Source organism: Paraburkholderia bengalensis (assembly GCF_037126505.1).
Classification (GTDB): Bacteria; Pseudomonadota; Gammaproteobacteria; order Burkholderiales; family Burkholderiaceae; genus Paraburkholderia; species Paraburkholderia bengalensis.
The window spans coordinates 26051-43797 of sequence record NZ_JACFYJ010000008.1 but is presented as its reverse complement, the minus strand read 5'-3'; the positions used below and the strand labels follow the sequence as shown (position 1 = coordinate 43797).

Annotated in this window: 20 protein-coding genes and 2 pseudogenes; 16 read left to right on the top strand and 6 right to left on the bottom strand. The window is 60.8% G+C overall.

Translation table 11 applies throughout. From position 1 onward, the window contains the following. Positions 1–28 precede the first annotated feature (28 nt). The 4 genes and pseudogenes from H3V53_RS07505 to H3V53_RS07490 all read left to right on the top strand — a co-directional run bounded on the left by H3V53_RS07505 (position 29) and on the right by H3V53_RS07490 (position 4337). A pseudogene (locus H3V53_RS07505) lies at positions 29–984 on the top strand (ABC transporter permease). Between the two features lie 86 nt (positions 985–1070). Beyond that, positions 1071–2045, top strand: coding sequence for a sugar-binding protein (locus H3V53_RS07500; RefSeq protein ID WP_336597416.1), 975 nt, complete (start codon positions 1071–1073; stop codon positions 2043–2045). Positions 2046–2129: 84 nt separating this feature from the next. Continuing rightward, on the top strand, positions 2130–3632 hold the full coding sequence (locus tag H3V53_RS07495) for a sugar ABC transporter ATP-binding protein (protein WP_336597415.1): 1503 nt from the start codon (positions 2130–2132) through the stop codon (positions 3630–3632). Between the two features lie 45 nt (positions 3633–3677). Continuing rightward, positions 3678–4337, top strand: coding sequence for an aspartate/glutamate racemase family protein (locus H3V53_RS07490; protein ID WP_336597414.1), 660 nt, complete (start codon positions 3678–3680; stop codon positions 4335–4337). Between the two features lie 15 nt (positions 4338–4352). Here the strand turns inward: H3V53_RS07490 and H3V53_RS07485 are convergent, their stop codons facing one another. Continuing rightward, positions 4353–5117 (bottom strand): Crp/Fnr family transcriptional regulator, encoded by a 765-nt coding sequence (locus H3V53_RS07485; RefSeq protein WP_336597413.1) that lies wholly within the window; start codon positions 5115–5117, stop codon positions 4353–4355. A 513-nt stretch (positions 5118–5630) separates the two neighbouring features. Between H3V53_RS07485 and H3V53_RS07480 the strand changes: the two genes are divergently transcribed. Genes H3V53_RS07480 through H3V53_RS07470 form a run of 3 tightly spaced genes read left to right on the top strand, consistent with a single transcriptional unit; the run spans position 5631 to position 6651 of the window. Next, positions 5631–6065 (top strand): MurR/RpiR family transcriptional regulator, encoded by a 435-nt coding sequence (locus tag H3V53_RS07480; protein ID WP_336597412.1) that lies wholly within the window; start codon positions 5631–5633, stop codon positions 6063–6065. A gap of 9 nt (positions 6066–6074) precedes the next feature. Beyond that, positions 6075–6377, top strand: a complete 303-nt coding sequence (locus H3V53_RS07475; protein WP_336597411.1) for an alpha/beta fold hydrolase — start codon at positions 6075–6077, stop codon at positions 6375–6377. Then, positions 6355–6651: a hypothetical protein gene (locus tag H3V53_RS07470; protein WP_336597410.1), complete on the top strand. Its 297-nt coding sequence runs from the start codon at positions 6355–6357 to the stop codon at positions 6649–6651. Before H3V53_RS07475 ends, H3V53_RS07470 begins: the two co-directional genes overlap by 23 nt. A gap of 527 nt (positions 6652–7178) precedes the next feature. Here H3V53_RS07470 and pdxR read toward each other — a convergent pair. Then, positions 7179–8621: a MocR-like pyridoxine biosynthesis transcription factor PdxR gene (gene pdxR, locus H3V53_RS07465; RefSeq protein WP_336597409.1), complete on the bottom strand. Its 1443-nt coding sequence runs from the start codon at positions 8619–8621 to the stop codon at positions 7179–7181. Positions 8622–8711: 90 nt separating this feature from the next. On the opposite strand from pdxR, the gene H3V53_RS07460 reads away from it, so the two are divergent. From H3V53_RS07460 to H3V53_RS07450, 3 genes are read left to right on the top strand one after another with little or no spacing between them, the layout of a single operon-like run. Further along, complete coding sequence (locus H3V53_RS07460) at positions 8712–9149, top strand: GNAT family N-acetyltransferase (RefSeq protein ID WP_336597408.1); 438 nt, start codon at positions 8712–8714, stop codon at positions 9147–9149. Beyond that, complete coding sequence (locus H3V53_RS07455) at positions 9146–9805, top strand: FMN-dependent NADH-azoreductase (protein ID WP_336597407.1); 660 nt, start codon at positions 9146–9148, stop codon at positions 9803–9805. Before H3V53_RS07460 ends, H3V53_RS07455 begins: the two co-directional genes overlap by 4 nt. A 22-nt stretch (positions 9806–9827) precedes the next feature. Next, on the top strand, positions 9828–10286 hold the full coding sequence (locus H3V53_RS07450; protein ID WP_336597406.1) for a carboxymuconolactone decarboxylase family protein: 459 nt from the start codon (positions 9828–9830) through the stop codon (positions 10284–10286). A 371-nt stretch (positions 10287–10657) separates the two neighbouring features. On the opposite strand, the gene H3V53_RS07445 is transcribed toward H3V53_RS07450, so the two are convergent. Beyond that, positions 10658–10885: a hypothetical protein gene (locus H3V53_RS07445; protein ID WP_336597405.1), complete on the bottom strand. Its 228-nt coding sequence runs from the start codon at positions 10883–10885 to the stop codon at positions 10658–10660. On the opposite strand from H3V53_RS07445, the pseudogene H3V53_RS07440 reads away from it, so the two are divergent. From H3V53_RS07440 to H3V53_RS07430, 3 genes and pseudogenes are all read left to right on the top strand, one after another. Continuing rightward, positions 10869–11226, top strand: a pseudogene (locus tag H3V53_RS07440) (NmrA family transcriptional regulator); the annotation flags it as partial. The gene H3V53_RS07445 and the pseudogene H3V53_RS07440 sit on opposite strands and share 17 nt — an antisense overlap. Then, on the top strand, positions 11209–11391 hold the full coding sequence (locus H3V53_RS07435) for a hypothetical protein (protein ID WP_336597520.1): 183 nt from the start codon (positions 11209–11211) through the stop codon (positions 11389–11391). The pseudogene H3V53_RS07440 and the gene H3V53_RS07435, both read left to right, overlap by 18 nt. An 806-nt stretch (positions 11392–12197) precedes the next feature. Then, a complete protein-coding gene (locus tag H3V53_RS07430) occupies positions 12198–13208 on the top strand; it encodes a S1 family peptidase (protein ID WP_336597404.1) in 1011 nt (336 codons plus the stop codon). 577 nt (positions 13209–13785) lie between these two features. Here the strand turns inward: H3V53_RS07430 and H3V53_RS07425 are convergent. Together H3V53_RS07425 and H3V53_RS07420 are read right to left on the bottom strand one after the other, a co-directional pair. After that, positions 13786–14067, bottom strand: a complete 282-nt coding sequence (locus H3V53_RS07425; RefSeq protein ID WP_336597403.1) for a hypothetical protein — start codon at positions 14065–14067, stop codon at positions 13786–13788. After that, the gene (locus H3V53_RS07420) at positions 14064–14333 is read right to left on the bottom strand and encodes a hypothetical protein (protein ID WP_336597402.1); all 270 of its coding nucleotides are present in this window, start codon (positions 14331–14333) and stop codon (positions 14064–14066) included. Before H3V53_RS07420 ends, H3V53_RS07425 begins: the two co-directional genes overlap by 4 nt. A gap of 462 nt (positions 14334–14795) precedes the next feature. Between H3V53_RS07420 and H3V53_RS07415 the strand changes: the two genes are divergently transcribed. After that, the gene (locus tag H3V53_RS07415) at positions 14796–14984 is read left to right on the top strand and encodes a hypothetical protein (RefSeq protein ID WP_336597401.1); all 189 of its coding nucleotides are present in this window, start codon (positions 14796–14798) and stop codon (positions 14982–14984) included. Positions 14985–15117: 133 nt separating this feature from the next. Here the strand turns inward: H3V53_RS07415 and H3V53_RS07410 are convergent, their stop codons facing one another. Next, complete coding sequence (locus tag H3V53_RS07410; protein WP_082426952.1) at positions 15118–15903, bottom strand: UTRA domain-containing protein; 786 nt, start codon at positions 15901–15903, stop codon at positions 15118–15120. Between the two features lie 172 nt (positions 15904–16075). Between H3V53_RS07410 and H3V53_RS07405 the strand changes: the two genes are divergently transcribed. Together H3V53_RS07405 and H3V53_RS07400 are read left to right on the top strand one after the other, a co-directional pair. After that, positions 16076–16411 carry a UxaA family hydrolase gene (locus H3V53_RS07405; RefSeq protein WP_336597400.1) on the top strand — a complete coding sequence of 112 codons (336 nt, stop codon included), beginning with the start codon at positions 16076–16078 and terminating at the stop codon, positions 16409–16411. Positions 16412–16513: 102 nt separating this feature from the next. Then, positions 16514–17689, top strand: coding sequence for a UxaA family hydrolase (locus tag H3V53_RS07400; protein ID WP_054923382.1), 1176 nt, complete (start codon positions 16514–16516; stop codon positions 17687–17689). Positions 17690–17747: the final 58 nt, after the last annotated feature.

The following is a 17747-nucleotide window of genomic DNA, read 5'->3' as shown; positions in this document are numbered from 1 at the left end:
TTCGAAAACCGACGTGCCCGCTTTGCCGATGCCGCTCGCGCTGCTGCGTTCTTGTGTCAGGGTGCGCGAATTCAACATCTTCGCAGTGTTGATTCTGGTCGGCGTGCTGATCAGTCTGTTCTCGCCATACTTTCTGACCACCAACAATCTGATGGGCGTATTCCGCTCGTTTTCGCTAACGGCGATCATGGCGATCGGCATGATGCTGGTGATCATCACGGGCGGCATCGATCTGTCGGTCGGTTCGGTGATGGGGCTGTCGTCGCTGGTGACGGCGCTGTCGTTTCAGCACGGCTACGGCGCGGTAGCAGCCGTAGCCGCGGGACTCGCGACGGGCGTCGCGGTCGGCGCGCTGAATGGCTTTCTTGTCACACGTGTCCAGTTGCCGCCATTTATCGCGACGCTTGGCACGTTGTCGATCGGCCGCGGCCTGATGTACATCATCACCAAAGGTGTCCCCGTCACGCCGGATGTGCCTGACAGTTTCACTTTCCTCGGCCAGGGTTATCTCGGCTTTATCCCGTTCCCTGTCGTGGTGATGGGACTGCTTGCCGTGTGCTTTTCGATCGTGATGCGGCGCACGCGCTTTGGCCGTCATGTGTATGCGACTGGCGGTAACGAAAACGCTGCGCTGCTGAGCGGCGTACGTACAGCGCGCGTCAAGTTCATCGTCTATGTGCTATCCGGCGCGATCGCGGCGCTGGCCGGTGTCATCGCGTTTTCGCGCTTCGTGTCGGCCGAGCCGGCCGCGGGCTTCGGCGCGGAACTCGACGTGATCGCGGCCGCCGCGATCGGCGGCGCGAGTCTGTCCGGCGGTGTCGGCAGCGTCGAAGGCGCGTCATCGGCGCGGCGCTGGCGGGCATCATCACGAATGGCGTGGTGCTTCTCAACATCGACACCTATGCGCAGCAAACCATCACCGGCTGCGTCATCCTGATTGCAGTGAGCATCGATATCTGGCGGCTGCGCTTCAAAGGGCGCTAAGCCTGCAGGCGAGGTCTGGCGTGTGCGCCAGGCCGTCTTGTGACTTTTCAAATTCCTAAAAACCGACGCTTTCTGGAGACGACATCATGCAACGAACCCTGACTCGCGCGGCCCGTACGCGCCGCCTGAACGCATTGTTCGCGGTGTCGGCCGTAGCGGCGCTCTGTGCGCTCTTGGCCGGTAACGCCCACGCGAAAGACGCGAAGGATATTTCGGTCGCGGTGATTCCGAAAGTCGCGGTGCCGTTCTTCGACGATTGCAATAACGGCGCGAAGGCTGCTGCGGACAAGCTGTCGGTCAATTACCAATGGGTGGTGCCGCAGAACACCCAGGGTTCGACACAGGTGCAGATTATCGAAGACCTGATTTCGAAGCACGTCGACGGCATTGCGATTTCGGTGAACGAGCCGAAGTCGGTCGAAAGCGTGATGAAGCGCGCGGAAAAGAGCGGCATCAAGGTGCTGACCTACGATTCGGATTCGCCCAATAGTGGCCGCTCCATGTATATCGGCACGAGCAACGAATCGGCGGGCGAGACGATGGCCGAGACGATGGGCAAGGCATTGAACGGTCAGGGCGATGTCGCGATCGTCACCGGGCAACTGGGCGCGGTGAATCTGAACGAGCGCATCGCTGGCATCAAGAAGGGCCTCGCCAGGTATCCGGGTATCAAGGTCGTCGAAACGCAGGGCACTGACGACGATCTGGCGCGCGGCGTGTCCGTGGTCGAGACCACGCTGCGCGCACATCCGCAACTCAAGGGCATTTTCGGTGTCAGCCAGGTCGGCGGGCCGGCGGTCGCAAAGGTATTGAATACCAAGGAGTTCGGCGCGATGAAGGGCAAGCTCGAAGTGATCGCGTTCGACGATCTGCCTGACACCGTGAAGGGCGTCCGCGATGGCTCGATCCAGGCAATCATGGTGCAGCGCCCCGTGACCATGGGCAAGCTGGCTGTCGAACATCTGGTTTCGCAGATCCAGGGCAGCGAGAAGCAGGCGAGCGATATCGACACGGGCGTGACCGTGGTGACGAAGAACAATCTCGGCAGCTATACCAAGTAACGGCAGGAGGGAACTGCGCCACGAAGCCGCGTGGGCCGCCCGCGCGGCAAGCACCATCCGCCAAGCCACCAGTCAGGACCGCCGATGACCCCTTTTCTCGAAGTGCGCGAGATCTCGAAGACGTTTCCCGGCGTGCGCGCGTTGAACCGCGTCACGCTGGAGATCGCACGTGGCGAAGTGCTGGCGCTGGCGGGTGAAAACGGCGCGGGCAAGAGCACGTTGATGAAGATTCTCACCGGCGTGCTCGAACCGGACGCCGGCGGCGAAATCCGCATTGAAGGCGAGCCGGTGACCTTGCGCGACGGCAATCATGCGCGTGCGCTGGGCATCGGCATCATTTATCAGGAACTGTCGGTCGTCGAAAACCTGAGCGTCGCCGAGAACATCTTTCTCGCGCGCGAGCCGCTCACGCGGCTCGGCATGATCGACAGTGCGCGGATGAACGACGCGGCGCGCACCCTGCTCGAGACGATCGGCATGCGTGTCGATCCGCGCGAACAGGTCAGCCGCCTGAGCGTCGGGCAGAAACAGATGGTTGAAATCGCCAAGGCGATCTCATGCGATTCGAAGATCATCATCATGGACGAGCCGACTGCGTCGCTGAGCCACCACGAAACGCGCATTTTGCTTGACCTGATCAAGCGGCTGCGGTTGCAGAACATCGGCATTGTCTATATTTCGCATAGGCTCGAAGAGCTGTTTGAACTGGCGGACCGCGTGACCGTGCTGCGCGACGGCGCAACCGTCGGCAGTGCGCCGATGGCGGAGATTACCCGCGAGTGGCTGGTGCGCAAGATGGTCGATCGCGATCTGAACGAACTGTATGCGGTGTCGGCGTCGCATGCGACACGCGAGGTCGTACTCGAAGTGCGCAATCTGGCGTTGCGCGCACGCAATCACGCGCCGGGCCGCATTCGCGACATCAGCTTCGCTGTGCATCGCGGCGAGATTCTAGGTATTGCGGGGCTGGTCGGCTCGGGGCGCACTGAGATCATGGAAATGATCTTCGGGATGCGGCCGAAAAGCGGCGACCTGCTGATTGCCGGCAAATGCGTGACCATCGAAAGTCCACACGATGCGATCGCCAACGGCATCGGCTTCGTCACGGAAGACCGCAAGGGGCAGGGCCTGATAGCCGGCATGAGCGTGCGCGAGAATTTCAGCCTGACGCACCTCGAAACCTACTCGCCGTTTCAGTTCGTGCGGCGCGCGGCCGAAGACGAACATTGCCGCGAATACGTGCGCAAGCTCGGCGTCAAAACGCCGACCATCGAGCAGAAAGTGATCAACCTGAGCGGTGGCAATCAGCAGAAAGTCGTGCTCGCGAAGTGGGTTGCACGCCATCCGCGCGTGCTGATCGTCGACGAGCCGACCCGCGGTATCGATATCGGCGCGAAAGCGGAAGTGCATGCTCTGCTTGGCCGGCTTGCCGCGCAAGGCATTGCGATCATCGCGATCTCGTCGGACCTGCAGGAAGTGCTGGCGATCAGCGACCGTATTCTGGTGGTGCGCGAAGGGCGGCTGAACGGTACCTTTGAGCGCGCAGACGCAACCCAGGAGCGAGTAATGGCGGCGGCAACCGCATAACGTCCTGCCGCAAGTCGGTTTTTTCAACACGGAGCTTCAATCGAGATGGCCACGATAGTCGTAGTGCACACCGGTCCGGTGACGGTTCAGCCGTTGAAGGATCAATTCGCCGCGCAACTACCCGATGTGCGGATGATCAATATCGTCGACGACAGCCTGCTTAACGACGTACGCAGCGCCGGGCACCTGACGCCCGAAGTAACGGGCCGGTTGTACTCGTATATGTCGAACGCGCAGGCGATGGGCGCGGACTTTATTCTGAACGCGTGCTCGTCGGTCGGCGAAGCGGTCGATACGTTGCGCGGCATGATCCGTACGCCGATCATCAAGATCGACGAAACCATGGCGCAGGAAGCGAGCCGACTCGGCACGCGGATCGGTGTGGTGGCTACCGTGAAAACCACACTCGAGCCGACCGTGCGGCTGATCCGCAAAAAAGCCGCCGAAGCGGGCCGCGAGATCAGTGTGGTCGAGCGCGTCGCCGAAGAAGCGTTCGCCGCCCTCCTGGCCGGCGACGCGGAGCGTCACGACGAAGTGCTCAGGCACACCATCGTCGCGCTTGCCGACGAAGTGGACGTGGTGGTGCTCGCGCAAGTGTCGATGGCGCGGCTCGTACCGTCGCTCGGCCAGACGCGCGTGCCGGTGCTGTCCAGCCCGCAAAGCGGCGTGGCGACCGTCAAGGCCGCGCTGTCAGGTGCGCATTAAGCGTACGAACGGCGCCTAGTAGGCATGATGGGCCGGCTGCGCGCGGTTGGTTACGGGCTGCGCGGTGCCCTCGGCGGCGGGCGCCGCTGTCATGCCCGGCAAGAAATGCGCGACGAACGCCTTTGTCAGTACGACCTTGCGTTCGTGAATGTCGACCAGGCCTTCGGCTTTCAGATCGCTGAAGTGGCGGTTCACCGATTCGCGCGATGTGCCGATAAATTCCCCCAACTTGTCCTGCGCGATCGACAGATCGATCAATACGGCGCCGCTCGCGCCCTCATGCACGAACGGTGCGCCGATCTGGTTGGCGAACATCGCGAGAATATTGATGAGCCGCTTGCGCACGTCGTGCAGCGACAGATTCTCGATCAGCTTTTGCGCTTCCTGCCAGCGCTGGTGATGGCTGCGCAACACGAACTGGTTGATCACGTGGTAGCGCCTGAGCAGGTCTTTGAAGTCCGCCTTACGAATATAGCAAATACGGCTTGCGGCGAGTGTCTCTGCATAGTGCGAGTAGCTCGCTTCGTTGAGCACGTCGCCGTCGCCGAAGATCATGCCGGCCTTGATAAACGACAGCGTGATTTCCTGGCCTTCCTCGGTGAGCCGATAGAGCCGCACGTGGCCGACCTTCAGCAGGTACACGTATTCGCTTTGCTCCTCAGGACGATAGATCAGTGCGTTCTTGCGCAGGCTGCGGTGATCGCTGAAGGCCGGCATCACCTCTTCGAGGCAGTTGCGTTCGATCAGCGCGAGAAGCTCGCTTTTTCCGACAAACCACATCGCTTGTCTCCTTGTGTCATGCCGGCATTGCTGCAAAGGCAGAGATGAAGCCGCGACGCGCCGGCGCCTGATTGCCAGATATTCTAACCAGCATATTGTCGCGCCGCTGAGCTTTGCGCGCGGACGCGTGCGGCGTAAGCGATATGTCAGGCATGCCGTGGCCCGATCTGGCGGCGCTCGAGAGTGAAACGCACCCATTGGCTTGATGCGACGCGACGCCAGTCCCAACGACGACCATAGGAGCACGCTTCACTTTCGACCTCCAGCAACTTCCGCTTCGGGTCGAGCGCCGATCTCCGTCGGCGTGCGTTCGGCCAGGAAGGGACATTTGCTGGAATCAGAGCATCCATACGGCGGCTTGATGTCAGAATGCCGCCATTTGTGGTATCACAGTGCACATGCGAGCCATCAACGCTCAATGCTTTTCAGTTGACCCGGCTGCAGCACATGCTCGACCGCGATGCATCCGTTGCAGTTGCGAACATACTGGCATACGCGTGAACAATCTGGATTGTGGGATCGGGCCAGGCCTTTCCGATAGCGGTGTACCTGGCGTGCATGCTGCAACGCACAGAGAAGCGTGTCGGGCTCTTCACTGGCATAGGCGGACCGCACCAGGCCAAGGTCCGGTCTGTACCGCGTGAGGACGGTCTGATTGCTGCGTCGTTCGCGCCGTGTGACGAGGCATCGCATGATGTTGTGAAGCAGGCTGCGGATCGCGGTGCAAAAGTGATTGCTAACTCCGAGAGCCGTATCGATCCGCTTGCGCGTATTGCACCGTTGTCGCTTGTCCTGCGGGCAAACGTCTCTCCAGGTTTGCCCACGATTGTCGCGCCGTCCGTCGCACGGGTCGAAGGCCGCTTCGTTGAGATGACTCGTCGGTTTGAGACCCTCCACGGGTTGTTGACGAGACGTCAGGTCTTGTTCAAGTTTTGCATGTTGCCTTAGCTGATTGACATGCGTCAGGGTATGCGACCACGCCTTTCAATGCGCGGGCAGTTCGCCATAGGAGGCTCATATGAACAAGCAGGAAGTCATCGACGCCGTGTCGGCCAGTACAGGCTGCTGCGCATCAAGGCCAATACGCTGGTCATGTCCGGACGCTACGACCGGCTCAACACTGTGCAGGATGGTCAGGAGTGCGCTAGCCTCATTTCCGACGTTCAAGTCGTCGAGATGAAGCGTTCAGGTCATTTTCCCAACGTCGAAAAGCCGACGATCTACGTCACGTTGCTGCATGAATTTCTCGCATGCTGGTGATGAGGCGTCTACCGAAACGAGAGATGTTGAAGTTCAAAAGAGGTCCACGTGCAAGATCGGGCGTGGGTTTTCAATTCTGGGGATGCTCGACACGCGTGCGAAGACACTCGCGGTGATTCGCGAAGCCGCGAGTCGTATCGAGCCGGGAGTGACGGAAGACGACGCCGTTAAACTGACGAAGAGCCTGCTCGCGGATGTCGGGATGGCGCGCACGTGGCATTCCCTCATCGTGCGCTTTGGCGCGACTTTGGCGCGAACACGGCGAGGCCGTTGACGGAGCAGCCAGCGTCGCGCGTCGTGCTCGCGGAGAACGACCTTTTTCTTCATCGACATCGGTCCGCGTTACGGTGCATGGGAAGGCGATGCGGGCGACACCTTGCGGAGCATGCGCGTTGCGCGCGCGACGTCAAAGCGTTGCTCCATGACGTCCGTGCATTGTGGATCAACGAGGGGCGCACGGGCGCCGAACTGTGCCGGCACGCGGCCGAGGCCGCGTCGCAGGCGGGTTGGCTCCTCGATCCCGTCGTTGCGGGCCACCGACTTTCGGATTATCCGCATGCCGCGATTCATGCGGCTGCAGGGCGCGGAAGACTCTCGGAGGGGAGCATGGTGTTGCATCCGGAACATCAATCGCGACGATTTCGGATTGGGGACGTGATTCGTTGAATCCGCTGACTCCGGCGTTTGCCGCCAACGGTATTGCGTCGCAAAGGAATTGACCTTTCAATAATTCGGACAACAAAGTATGTTGGAAGACGTAGGCAAACCGGGCAGGTGTAATGACGCGAAAGCACTCTGCTGCTATCCGGCGTGCAATCCGAACGAACGAATCAGTTCCGCAACCAGTCGTTCGGCTTCGTCGCGATCGCGGACGTTCGTGAATCCCATCAACAGGCCGCGCCGTCCAGCGGTGCCGTTGCGCCATGTCGTGAGTGCATGCACAGCGAAGCCTGCGGCGCGGGCGCGGCTGGCCAGCACGACATCGTCAAGATCGTCACGTACGTCGACAAGAAGATGCATGCCGCCGTCCTGCAAATGGACGACGAAACCTTCGGCAGCGTAAGGCACAAGCGCTTCCGCCAGCAGCGCTCGCCGCCGTGCGTAGAGGGTTCGCATTCGCTTGATATGCCGGGAGAAATGGCCTTCGCTGATGAACTCGGCGACAGCCGCTTGCAGCAATTCTGGGCAACCGCCATGCGCGGTACGCCTGCACGCCAGTTCGAACTGCGGAACGAGGCTTTGCGCGACGACCACATACGAAAGCCGCAACCCCGGATACAGCACCTTGCTGAGCGTGCCGCAATAGATCACCCGTCCGCCGGAATCCATGCTCTTCAGCGCGGGCAATGGATGACCGCGATACCGGTACTCGCCGTCGTAGTCATCTTCGACGATCCACGCGTCGCGCTCGCCCGCCCAATCGAGAAGTTCGACGCGACGCTGTAACGGCAACGCGACGCCTGTCGGACTCTGATGCGACGGCGTGACGACGGCTAGCCGCGCGGTCGGAAAATGCGCACGTCCGAACGCGACGTCGATGCCGTGTTGATCCACGGGCACATCGCAAACCGGCAGGCCGAGCCGTTTCAGCGTTTGCGCAGCGGGCGGATAGCCAGGAAGCTCGACCCAGGCGCTGTCACGCGCAAGGCCGAGTGCATCGACCGTCAACGCAAGGCTCGCGGTATAGGCCGGCAGGATGAAGACCTGGCCCGCATCCGCGTCGATTCCGCGCGAGCGATGCAGATAGGCCGCGAGCGCCTCGCGCAACGGCATGTAACCGGCGGGCTTGGGTTTGATGAGCGATCCCGCCTTGCGAACCTGCCGCGCCATCAGTCCTGCCCAGAGCTTCCTCGGGAATTCGTCGAGCGCGGGCAGCCCCAATTGAAACGGTGCCGGACTGTCGCCATCCACTTCGATGATGTGCTCGAGCGCACCCGGCGCCGCCAGTGGGGATGCGCCGACTGCCGCTTGCTTCGCGCGAGCGGGTTGCGCGGGGGCCGCGTCCTCCGAAACGAATGTCCCCGCTGGACCACGGGCAACAAGGTAGCCCTCTCCGAGCAGGCGGTCGTAGGCGACCTGAACGGTGCCGCGAGCCACGCCCAGTTCGGTCGCCAACGCTCGCAGGGAGGACACCTTCTGGCCCGGATTGAGTTGCCCCTGCTCGATCATCGCGCGAAACCGCGCGTAGATCTGTTCATGGATGGGTGGAGCGCCGGGTGTCGCCCGGCCCGTTGGTTGTGTCATGGCCTGGTCTGAAGCAGGAAAAATGGCCCTGTTGGCTGGGCCATCGAACGACGACACTGAAGCCTACACCAACGCCTCCCGATCGGCATCATGACTGACACCCTGACCCTCCGACATGCCGAAACAGATGCCGATGTGATGGCCTGTTTCGATGTCATGCATCAACTGCGTCCCCAATTGCATTCGCCCGAGGACCTCCTCGCTCGCGTCGCGCTGCAAGGCGCCCAGGGCTATCGGCTGCTGGGCCTTTGGGAAAACGGCAAGGCCGTTGCGCTGGCCGGCTACCGTCGCATCGACAACCTGATTCACGGCCGCTTCATCTATGTCGACGACCTCATCACAGACGAGGCGGGACGCGGCCTTGGCCACGGCGAACGCCTGCTCGCCGAACTCTGCACGCTGGGTCGCGCGGACGACTGCCAGCGTCTCGTGCTCGATACCGCACTCGCCAACGCGCTCGCGCAACGCTTCTATTTCCGCTGCGGCCTGCTTGCTCGCGGCCTTCACTTCAGTATGGAGCTGGCATGAACAGCCTCAAGGTCTTGCTGCTCGAGTGCAGCCCCCGGCGCGACCACTCGACGAGCCGGCACTTCACCCGTCAATTGCTGCCTGCCATGGCCGGGCGTCTGGGGCGGGGCATTCAGATCACGCGGCGCGATCTTGGCACGCAGCCGCTGCCGCCCATCACGGAAGCGCACGCGGAATCGCTCGTGCTGCCTGGTAACGTCGCGAAAGAGCGGTTCGGCGAGGCGCTTGCCGTATCGGACGAACTGATTCGTGAACTGGATCAGGCGGACATGCTCTGGATCTCGACGCCCGTGCACAACTTTACGGTGCCTGCCGTGCTCAAGAACTGGATCGATCACGTGGTGCGTATCGACGTGACGTTCGCGGCGGGCGCGAACGGCAAGGTCGGCTTGCTGCGCGATCGCCCCACCTTTGTTGCCGTGACCGCCGGCGGCGCGATGTTCCGCGAACCAGCCTATCAGCCGGACTTCTTTCGACCTTACCTGTCCGCGGTGCTCGGCGTGATCGGACTCAAAGATGTCACGTTCATGCATGCGGCTGGCCTCGTATCGACGGACGAACCGCTCGCGCTCGTCGAGGCAAAGGCTGCGCAGTGGTTGCGCGACAACCCGCAGCGCCACCCGTCATCCGAATCCAGCACTTCTTTCATCGCTTAACCATTACTTTCTTGAGATCGCCATGAATGCACCTCGTCTCGCGTGGAGCACGCTCGCTCCCGTCCCGTTCAAGTCGCTGTATGCCGTCAGCCAGTCGCTGGCCGAATCGACACTTGGCAGCAAGTTGATCGAACTCGTGCAGACGCGCGTGTCGCAAATCAACGGCTGCGCCTACTGTCTCGACATGCATGCGCGCGAACTGCGCAAGGGCGGTGAATCGTGGCAGCGTCTGAACGTGCTGTCGGCGTGGCGTGAGACCCACTTCTTCACCGCGAAAGAGCAGGCCGCGCTGGCGTGGGCCGAATCCTTGACATGCCTTCCTGAGGGTCATGTGGATCGTGAAGTCGAATATCAGGCATTGCGCGAGCACTTTAACGACGGCGAAATCGTCGAGTTGACGTGGACAGTCGCCGTCATCAACGCGTGGAACCGTATGGCGATTGGCATGCATCAGCCTGTCGACGCAGACCCCATCGACTGACAGCGCTAAAGCGAGGCATGGCGGTGCGAAGCGGCGAGCGCGACATGTATTCAAACGCCGTACGCCGCCTTACAAACGAATCTTCCATTTCGCCGAAGAAGGGCCATGTTTTTATCTTGCGTTTTCGTTGCGAGCGCGGGGCTTACCGGCCCTCTGACGATTCTCAGGTGCCTCTGCCGCCTCGAACGCCACCCGCGGTGTGTGCCGCCTCCCATTTAATTGCGTCGGTTTTCATGTAGCCAACGTAGCTGCAGGTTCCAAAACCTGTCCTATTGAAGGAGTCAAATCTTGAAGACACGAATCATCCTTTCGGCAGCGTGCGCAGTTGCGCTTTTTCTGGCGGGGTTGGCGCGCGCTGAAGGCACGTCGGCTCAAGAGAATGCGGGACCCGCCGCAACCACGTCCACGTCCCGCACCACCGAGTACGGCGGCAGCGTATCCGGAACGACCACGGCGATGGGCAAGGCACTGCCCGCCAGCTGCGGACATCTGACCCGGTGCAACCCAAATTCGGGCCACTGAACGACCGGTTGCGGGTGAACGCGTGAAAGTTCTGCAACGATCGACGATGCAGAACGACTCATGAAGATCGTTGCCATTGGCGGCACCGGCCTGATCGGCTGCAAGACGGTCGCTATCCCGCGTCAGACTGATCACGATGTTGTCGCTGCTTCGCCCAGGAGCGGCGTCAACACCATCACTGGCGAAGGGTTTAAAGCGTGCCTGACGGACGCGCAGGTGATCGTCGACCTGTCCAATTCGCCCGCGTTCGGTGCCGGAGTTCTTCAAAACCCCGGCCCGCGGCCTTCGCACAGCCGAGGCGGAGACGGGCGTCCGGCACGATGCCGCGCCATCCATAGTCGGTACTGATCGCACGGCGCAGAACGGCTACTTTCGCGCGAAGGTCGCGCAGGAGACGCTGATGGATCTTTCGGCGGTCGAAGCGCCGTCCGCCCTTGCCGCCGATTCCGGCGCGACGTTCAATACGCCATTCAATGGTCCTTTTGAAGACTGGACAGTCCGGATCGAATCCGGGTTTTCATGCTGTAGCACTACAGGTCGCTCGAGTTCACCCACACCTTTTGATGTCGCCGCAGTGGGCTGATCTGGCGCAGTATGTCGCCACCTATGGGAACAGTGAGAGCGTCGGTAGCGAGTCGAGAGTGTCAACAGCCCACGGGCAGGTCATGGGCCGATGCCACCGTACGTTTGTGGATGGAAGAAGCCGTCGCCTTGCGTGGATTCAAACCCCCAAGGATGAGCGTCCACTTAGCTATTCCAGCCGCGTCGATAAGAATGCAGGAGGGCATCGCCTCCGTTCTCCGCATAGCCAACCAATGATCCGTGTTTGCCCAACTCCACCGTGAAAATGGCCGAAGAGCCCGTCCACCTCGTTCCGTGGCCGTCGTGGGGCGATCGCCGTCGGCAAAGACCAACAACGTGCCATCCTCGACGCCGCGCGAATGGCCGTTCTCGTTTTGTGACCAGCCATAGCCTCCCATCGGGTCCGAGTGGCTGTTCCGGGTCGGGAGTACGCACTGCCGACGGGCTGCTTTCCGGGCGCTGAATTCCAGTGACCGCTTTAGAGCGATGACTTCGATAAATCGCATCCACTTCGCGCGCGCGTTGAGCCGTAGAGACCGGCGAGAGTGACATTAACCGGAACAACCAGCTAAATAAGCGGTAATCACCTATTCCAGCCGTGACATTCTTTTAGCGCGCAGACGACCGTACACTGGAGCCAGGAATCGGCGTCGAAGGAACGCCAGCGCCCCTATGATTCAATTCCGAACGTTTTTCTATGTGCCGACATCCTTCCAAAACGCGCAGGTGATGGTTGACTCGTCACCTTGTACCCGTCGCCAGCTGGACACTACGCCAACGGAGTGACAGCAATCTTTATCGAGCGCAATGAATACAACTCTCATCTACCGTAGCCCTAACGGTGATCATTGGATGCTGTGCTCGGAAGAGGAACAGGCGCGGTTCGTCCGACACGTGGCGAACGCCGCATCGGGCGGGGCTGTATCTGACGTGTCCGTAGAAGCGTTTCTCGGCACGGCAGGCGACAGGCATCAAGGACCGCAGCACGACGCACTACGCGAACTGCTCTCTGCCAGAACCCGGGTGTCCAGCGCGCCATATCCTGATCAACACCTGGAGTCGAACGTCCAGGCAGACTCTTTGTTGCTTAGCGTCGTTCAGGTCCGAACCTTTGCGCAAACGCGCCGACTTACCGGCGCAAGTGGATTTCTTTTCGCTCGGGAAGAACACCTCTTCCTGGTAACGAGCCGCCACGTGATGGCTGACGCGTCGAGTCAGCACTATCCCGATCGCCTTGAGATCGAGATGCACGTTGACCCCAGCAACCTGGGCGCGTCAGTGTGGATTTCATTACCTTTATACGTCGAGGGGATGAGCCTGTGGCGTCAGGCAGCTGATAGGGGCGGCGAGATCGACGTCGCTCTTCTGGAAATTCCGCGCGCACAACTACCGCGCGGCGCCGTCTTCCGTGCTTTCCGTCCCGGGCACATCGTGACGTCTGGGGATTCCGTCCGGATCGGCGCATCAGTACTGATCGTCGGATTTCCTCTAAGTTTCCACGACTCTTTGCATCACTTACCGGTGGTAAGGCACGGCGTCGTCGCGTCCACCTTCGGCCTGCGTTTCCAGGGCAAAGGATGTTTCATCACCGATGCACGGACACATCGAGGGACAAGTGGTGCGCCCGTGGTCATCCACCCGTCGTCGATGAGCACGAGCGTGCAGCCGGACGAGCTTTCCTGGGGGCTTCTTGGCGTTCATTCGACCGCGTTTGACATGGGCACGCGTGATTTGCAGGTCGACGAAAGCCTCGGCTTGAACTGTGCATGGTACGCCGACGTCCTGACGAGCCTTAGCGAGGATTGTGGAAAGCCCTGATCGTTTCGGTCGACTTTGAGAAGCCGACCCTCCCTCGTGTCTCCGAACGCCGCTTCCTTAGGCGCACGCCACCGGCGCCAGGAAGCAAGTGATTGCGACGTCAGACGTTGCGACATGAGTGCGAGAAGCCGTCAAACCTGCATTGCCACCGTGTCATCGGCCGGATCGTTGGAGTGCCTGTCGATAAATCGATGTGCTTGCCGCTCTGCATAGAGAAACGCGGCCTCTGTCGAGAGGAAGGTGACGTTTTCAGGAAGGCTCGCCACTGCGGTCGACAAAGGCGCCGAGCCAAGGACTATCTACGAAACAGAATACCGGCCGCGTAAGCCAGCCGGTGTCAGCGACCGTTTGACTCTGACGTCAATCGTGAATCCGCGATACGGCAAGCAGGATTGACTTTCCATGATGGCTCCTGATCCATGTCGATTGAAGGACGAGATATATGTACAGCGTATTACGCATGCCCATTGTTGAAGCAAACACAAACGGGCTGCAGAAAGTTGCGTGGCAGGTTGCGAGCGATTCATCAGAAACCCACCAAGGAAGTCGGAGGGGTGGAGAACACAGGTGCTACTGCTCAGTCACCTTGCGGCCCCGTCAGGACATCGACTGCAGCCTGCCCGGCAATTTCCGCGACCAGATAAGCCCAACGTTCCGTGAAAGGACCATGGCGAACCTTGATGAGCGCACCGTCCAGATTGTCGGCGCCGATGTTGTGCCCCGTTATCTGGAAAGTGACGCTGTAAAGGTCGCGCTCAACTGGCGTCAACGTTACGTGGATGTCGAAGCCGCGATATGGGATCACTCGAAACATGAGCGCCTCCGCGCGCAATGCGCCGGGGAAGAGGATGGGGTTCAATACTGCCGCCTATTCGCCGGGGCCGGCGTGAAGCAGTCGTCGATGAATTTACTTGCTGTATGCTGGGCATACGTCAATGCAGCATCACGCGTCAGGAATCTGGATGGCTCCGTCACGCTTTCGACCGGTCTCGCCAAACCTTCTGGTGGAACGATCACCCACGAAGCTGCATACCGCAGACGACCCTCCTTCCAATCTGATTCGCTGGGTCTGATCAAGACGTCGATCGTGTACCCACGATATGACGTAGAAATCTGCTTTTCCATGATCGCTCCCTTTCACGCCGGGAGTGGCATGTGAAACCACTATACGCGCAATAGCCGGTACGATGCGTCTTTTACAAACGCCCGCGCGAGAGTCGTTCTTCGAGTGCACGCTCGTCATCGTTTGTTCGGTGCCGCCCGATCGAAGCTCATCACTCTTCGCGCCATTCCGGATACGATGGAAGTGCTTCGTGCCGCGATAACTGCCCCGTTATCACGGTAATGACGTTCGGGAGGATGGGTAGTCTGACCCGTAGTCGACCCTGTCCTGCCCTCGGAGAATGCGACGTTCACGGCCACTCCAGGGTGATTCGAGACAGATGCGCCTGCGGAACGTCTACGAAGCCGCGAACGTCCAGTCGGCGGCTGGCAAACTGCGCGCGAAACCTACATCATTGCCAACGGGTGTCATTGGATGCCGCAAGCGCAATGTTTGCGGCGGTTATCTCGAACGAGGAGACTACCGTGACCCTTCTGGCTGAGGAAGAATCCGCACTGGCGCTCGCGAATCGCCATATGCAGGAAGCACTGCAGCGAATTGCGCTGCAGGAAAAACGCGTGGAGGGCCGTCAGGCCAACGGCGAAGACATTGATACAAGAGCAAACTTTTCGAAAATATGTCGCCTGGACAACCAAAGAATGGTTCGTCCGTGACGGACACTCAGCCGCGGGGAGCGAGAGACCGCGGATCGCAAAGAGAAACCGTCAACGCGGCATGGCGCGTCCGTAGAACCGGGGCACTGCCTTCGGTGACGCGGTAACGAACTTCATCGGGCTGCGGGCAGAGTCATAGAGGTTCTTCATGCGACGCAGAGGGGCCGACATATTCATAGTGCGCCGTGTTGACGTGAGAAATGCGAACTTCCACAGGCATCTGATGATACGAATACGCGACACGTCTGATTTCGAGCAAAGGCGTGTTGCGGGGCACGTCAAGCAGATCGCTTTCAACTTCGCTCGCCACCGCCACACGTAGACGTTCTTCGGTGCCAACGACGTTGATATGAAACGCGTCCTGGTAGAAGTTGTATAGCGTGCTGGGCCGCTCGCGCAGTGCCGCTTCTGTCAGGCCCGGAAAACGCGCCTCCGGAACAGCGATATTGTCGATCATCACCGTTGCGCCATGCAGCGCAAGCCGGTTGACGAACATGAAGATGCGCGCATTCGGCTCGATGCCGAGCATCGCGGCAATCTCGCGCGTTGCCTTGCCCTTCTTGAAGGACACGAGGCTCACGGTCGGATAGGTCTTGTCGCCGTCCTGGCGCACCACGCGGAAGAAGCGGAAAAAGTGCCGGTCGCGCTGATGCTGCGCGACGAACGTGCCGAGCCCCTGATGACGCACGAGGATATTTTCAGCGACGAGTTCGTCGATCGCCTTGCGCAACGTGCCGATCGACACGCCGAAACGTTCGGCCAGCCGTTTCTCCGACGGTATGACTTCGCCACCTTTCCACTCCTGCGTCGAAAGCGCGGCGAGCATCGCATTCTTTACTTCCTTGTAGCGCGTGCCGCCGATCGTGGGCTTGCCCATGACGCTGTTCGCGTGGTCCGGCCCGATGGTCACCGTGTTCATGGCTGTGTCCTCTTCTTTCCTGTTGCTGTGCGTCGTTATGGTACGCATTCTACCTCATCCCTGTCATCTTACACATATAGATGATATGGTTGACATATAGATGAGTGCGTCCTAAGATGCACTCCATGCTGACCACCTGACACCCCTGTCAACGCAACTGGAGACACCCACAATGAGCCACGCAGCTGGAGCATCGCAACAGACAGAAAACGCGCAGTCGCGCAGGACGATTCATATCGTGCTGCACGAGGCCAAGGACACCGTCGGTGTCGCGGTAGTGGAGGGCATCAAGGCAGGCACCAAGCTCAACGCCTGGATCATGGACGACGACGAGGTCATCACAGTCGCGGCGAAGCAGGACATTCCGATTGGCCACAAGGTCGCGCTCAAGGACATGGCCGTCGGCGACACGGTCTACAAGTACGGCGTCGATATCGGCAAGGTGGTGGCGACGATCACGGCGGGCGAGCACGCTCACGTGCACAACATCAAGACCAAGCGCTGGTAAGCCGACGCAGGACTGTGCGGATCGCCGCCCTGTCAGCGGAGCGGACGGACGCGTCTTGCAGACGACCATTCCTTGAACACACCAGACTGAAGAGACCCGAACATGAGCGTGATTGACCAGAACACCACATTCCGCGGCTACCGCCGCACGAACGGACGCGTTGGCGTGCGTAACCATGTGATCATCCTGCCCGTCGACGACCTGTCGAATGCCGCCGCACAGGCCGTCGAGAACAACATCAAAGGCACGATGGCGCTGCCTCATCCATATGGCCGCCTGCAGTTCGGCGCCGACCTCGATCTGCATTTCCGCACGCTGATCGGCGCGGGCTGTAACCCGAACGTCGCGGGCGTCGTGGTGATCGGCATCGAAGAGGGCTGGACCAAGCGCGTCGTCGACGGCATTGCGAAGTCGGGCAAGCCGGTGATGGGCTTCGGCATCGAGCTGCACGGCGACCATGACACGATCATGCGCGCATCGAAGGCCGCGAAGGAAATGGTGCAGTGGGCAAGCACGCTCGATCGCGAAGAGTGCGCGATCTCGGATCTGTGGGTATCGACCAAGTGCGGCGAGTCGGATACCACCTCGGGTTGCGGCGCGAATCCGACGGTCGGCAATGCGTTCGACAAGCTGTATGGGCTGGGCACGACGCTCGTGTTCGGTGAGACGTCGGAACTCACGGGCGGCGAGCAGCTCGTCGCGGCACGCTGCGCGAACGACCAGGTGCGCGAGCGCTTCCAGTTCATGTTCGACCGCTATCAGGACATGATCAACCGCTGGAAGACCGACGACCTGTCCGAATCGCAGCCGACCAAGGGCAACATCGCAGGCGGCCTCACGACGATCGAAGAGAAGGCGCTGGGCAATATCCAGAAGATCGGCAAGAAGTGCCGAGTCGACGGCGTGCTGGACAAGGCCGAGCCGCCGACGCATCCGGGTCTGTGGTTCATGGATTCATCTTCGGCGGCCGCCGAGATGGTGACGCTGTGCGCGGCGTCCGGCTTCGCGGTGCATTTCTTCCCGACGGGTCAGGGCAACGTGATCGGCAATCCGATCGTGCCCGTCATCAAGATCTGCGCGAACCCGCGCACGGTGCGCACGATGGGCGAGCACATCGACGTGGACGTGTCGGGCCTGCTGCAGCGCGAGCAGAACCTCGACCAGGCGGGAGACAAGCTGCTCGAGACGATGCTTGCGACGGCCAACGGCCGCTGGACGTCGGCCGAAGCACTCGGTCACCGCGAGTTCGTACTTACGCGCCTGTTCGAAAGCGCCTGATTTCGCGTGGCGTCGTCCCCATGAAGCCCGTCGGCCCGAGTTGAGTGCGTCGGGCTTC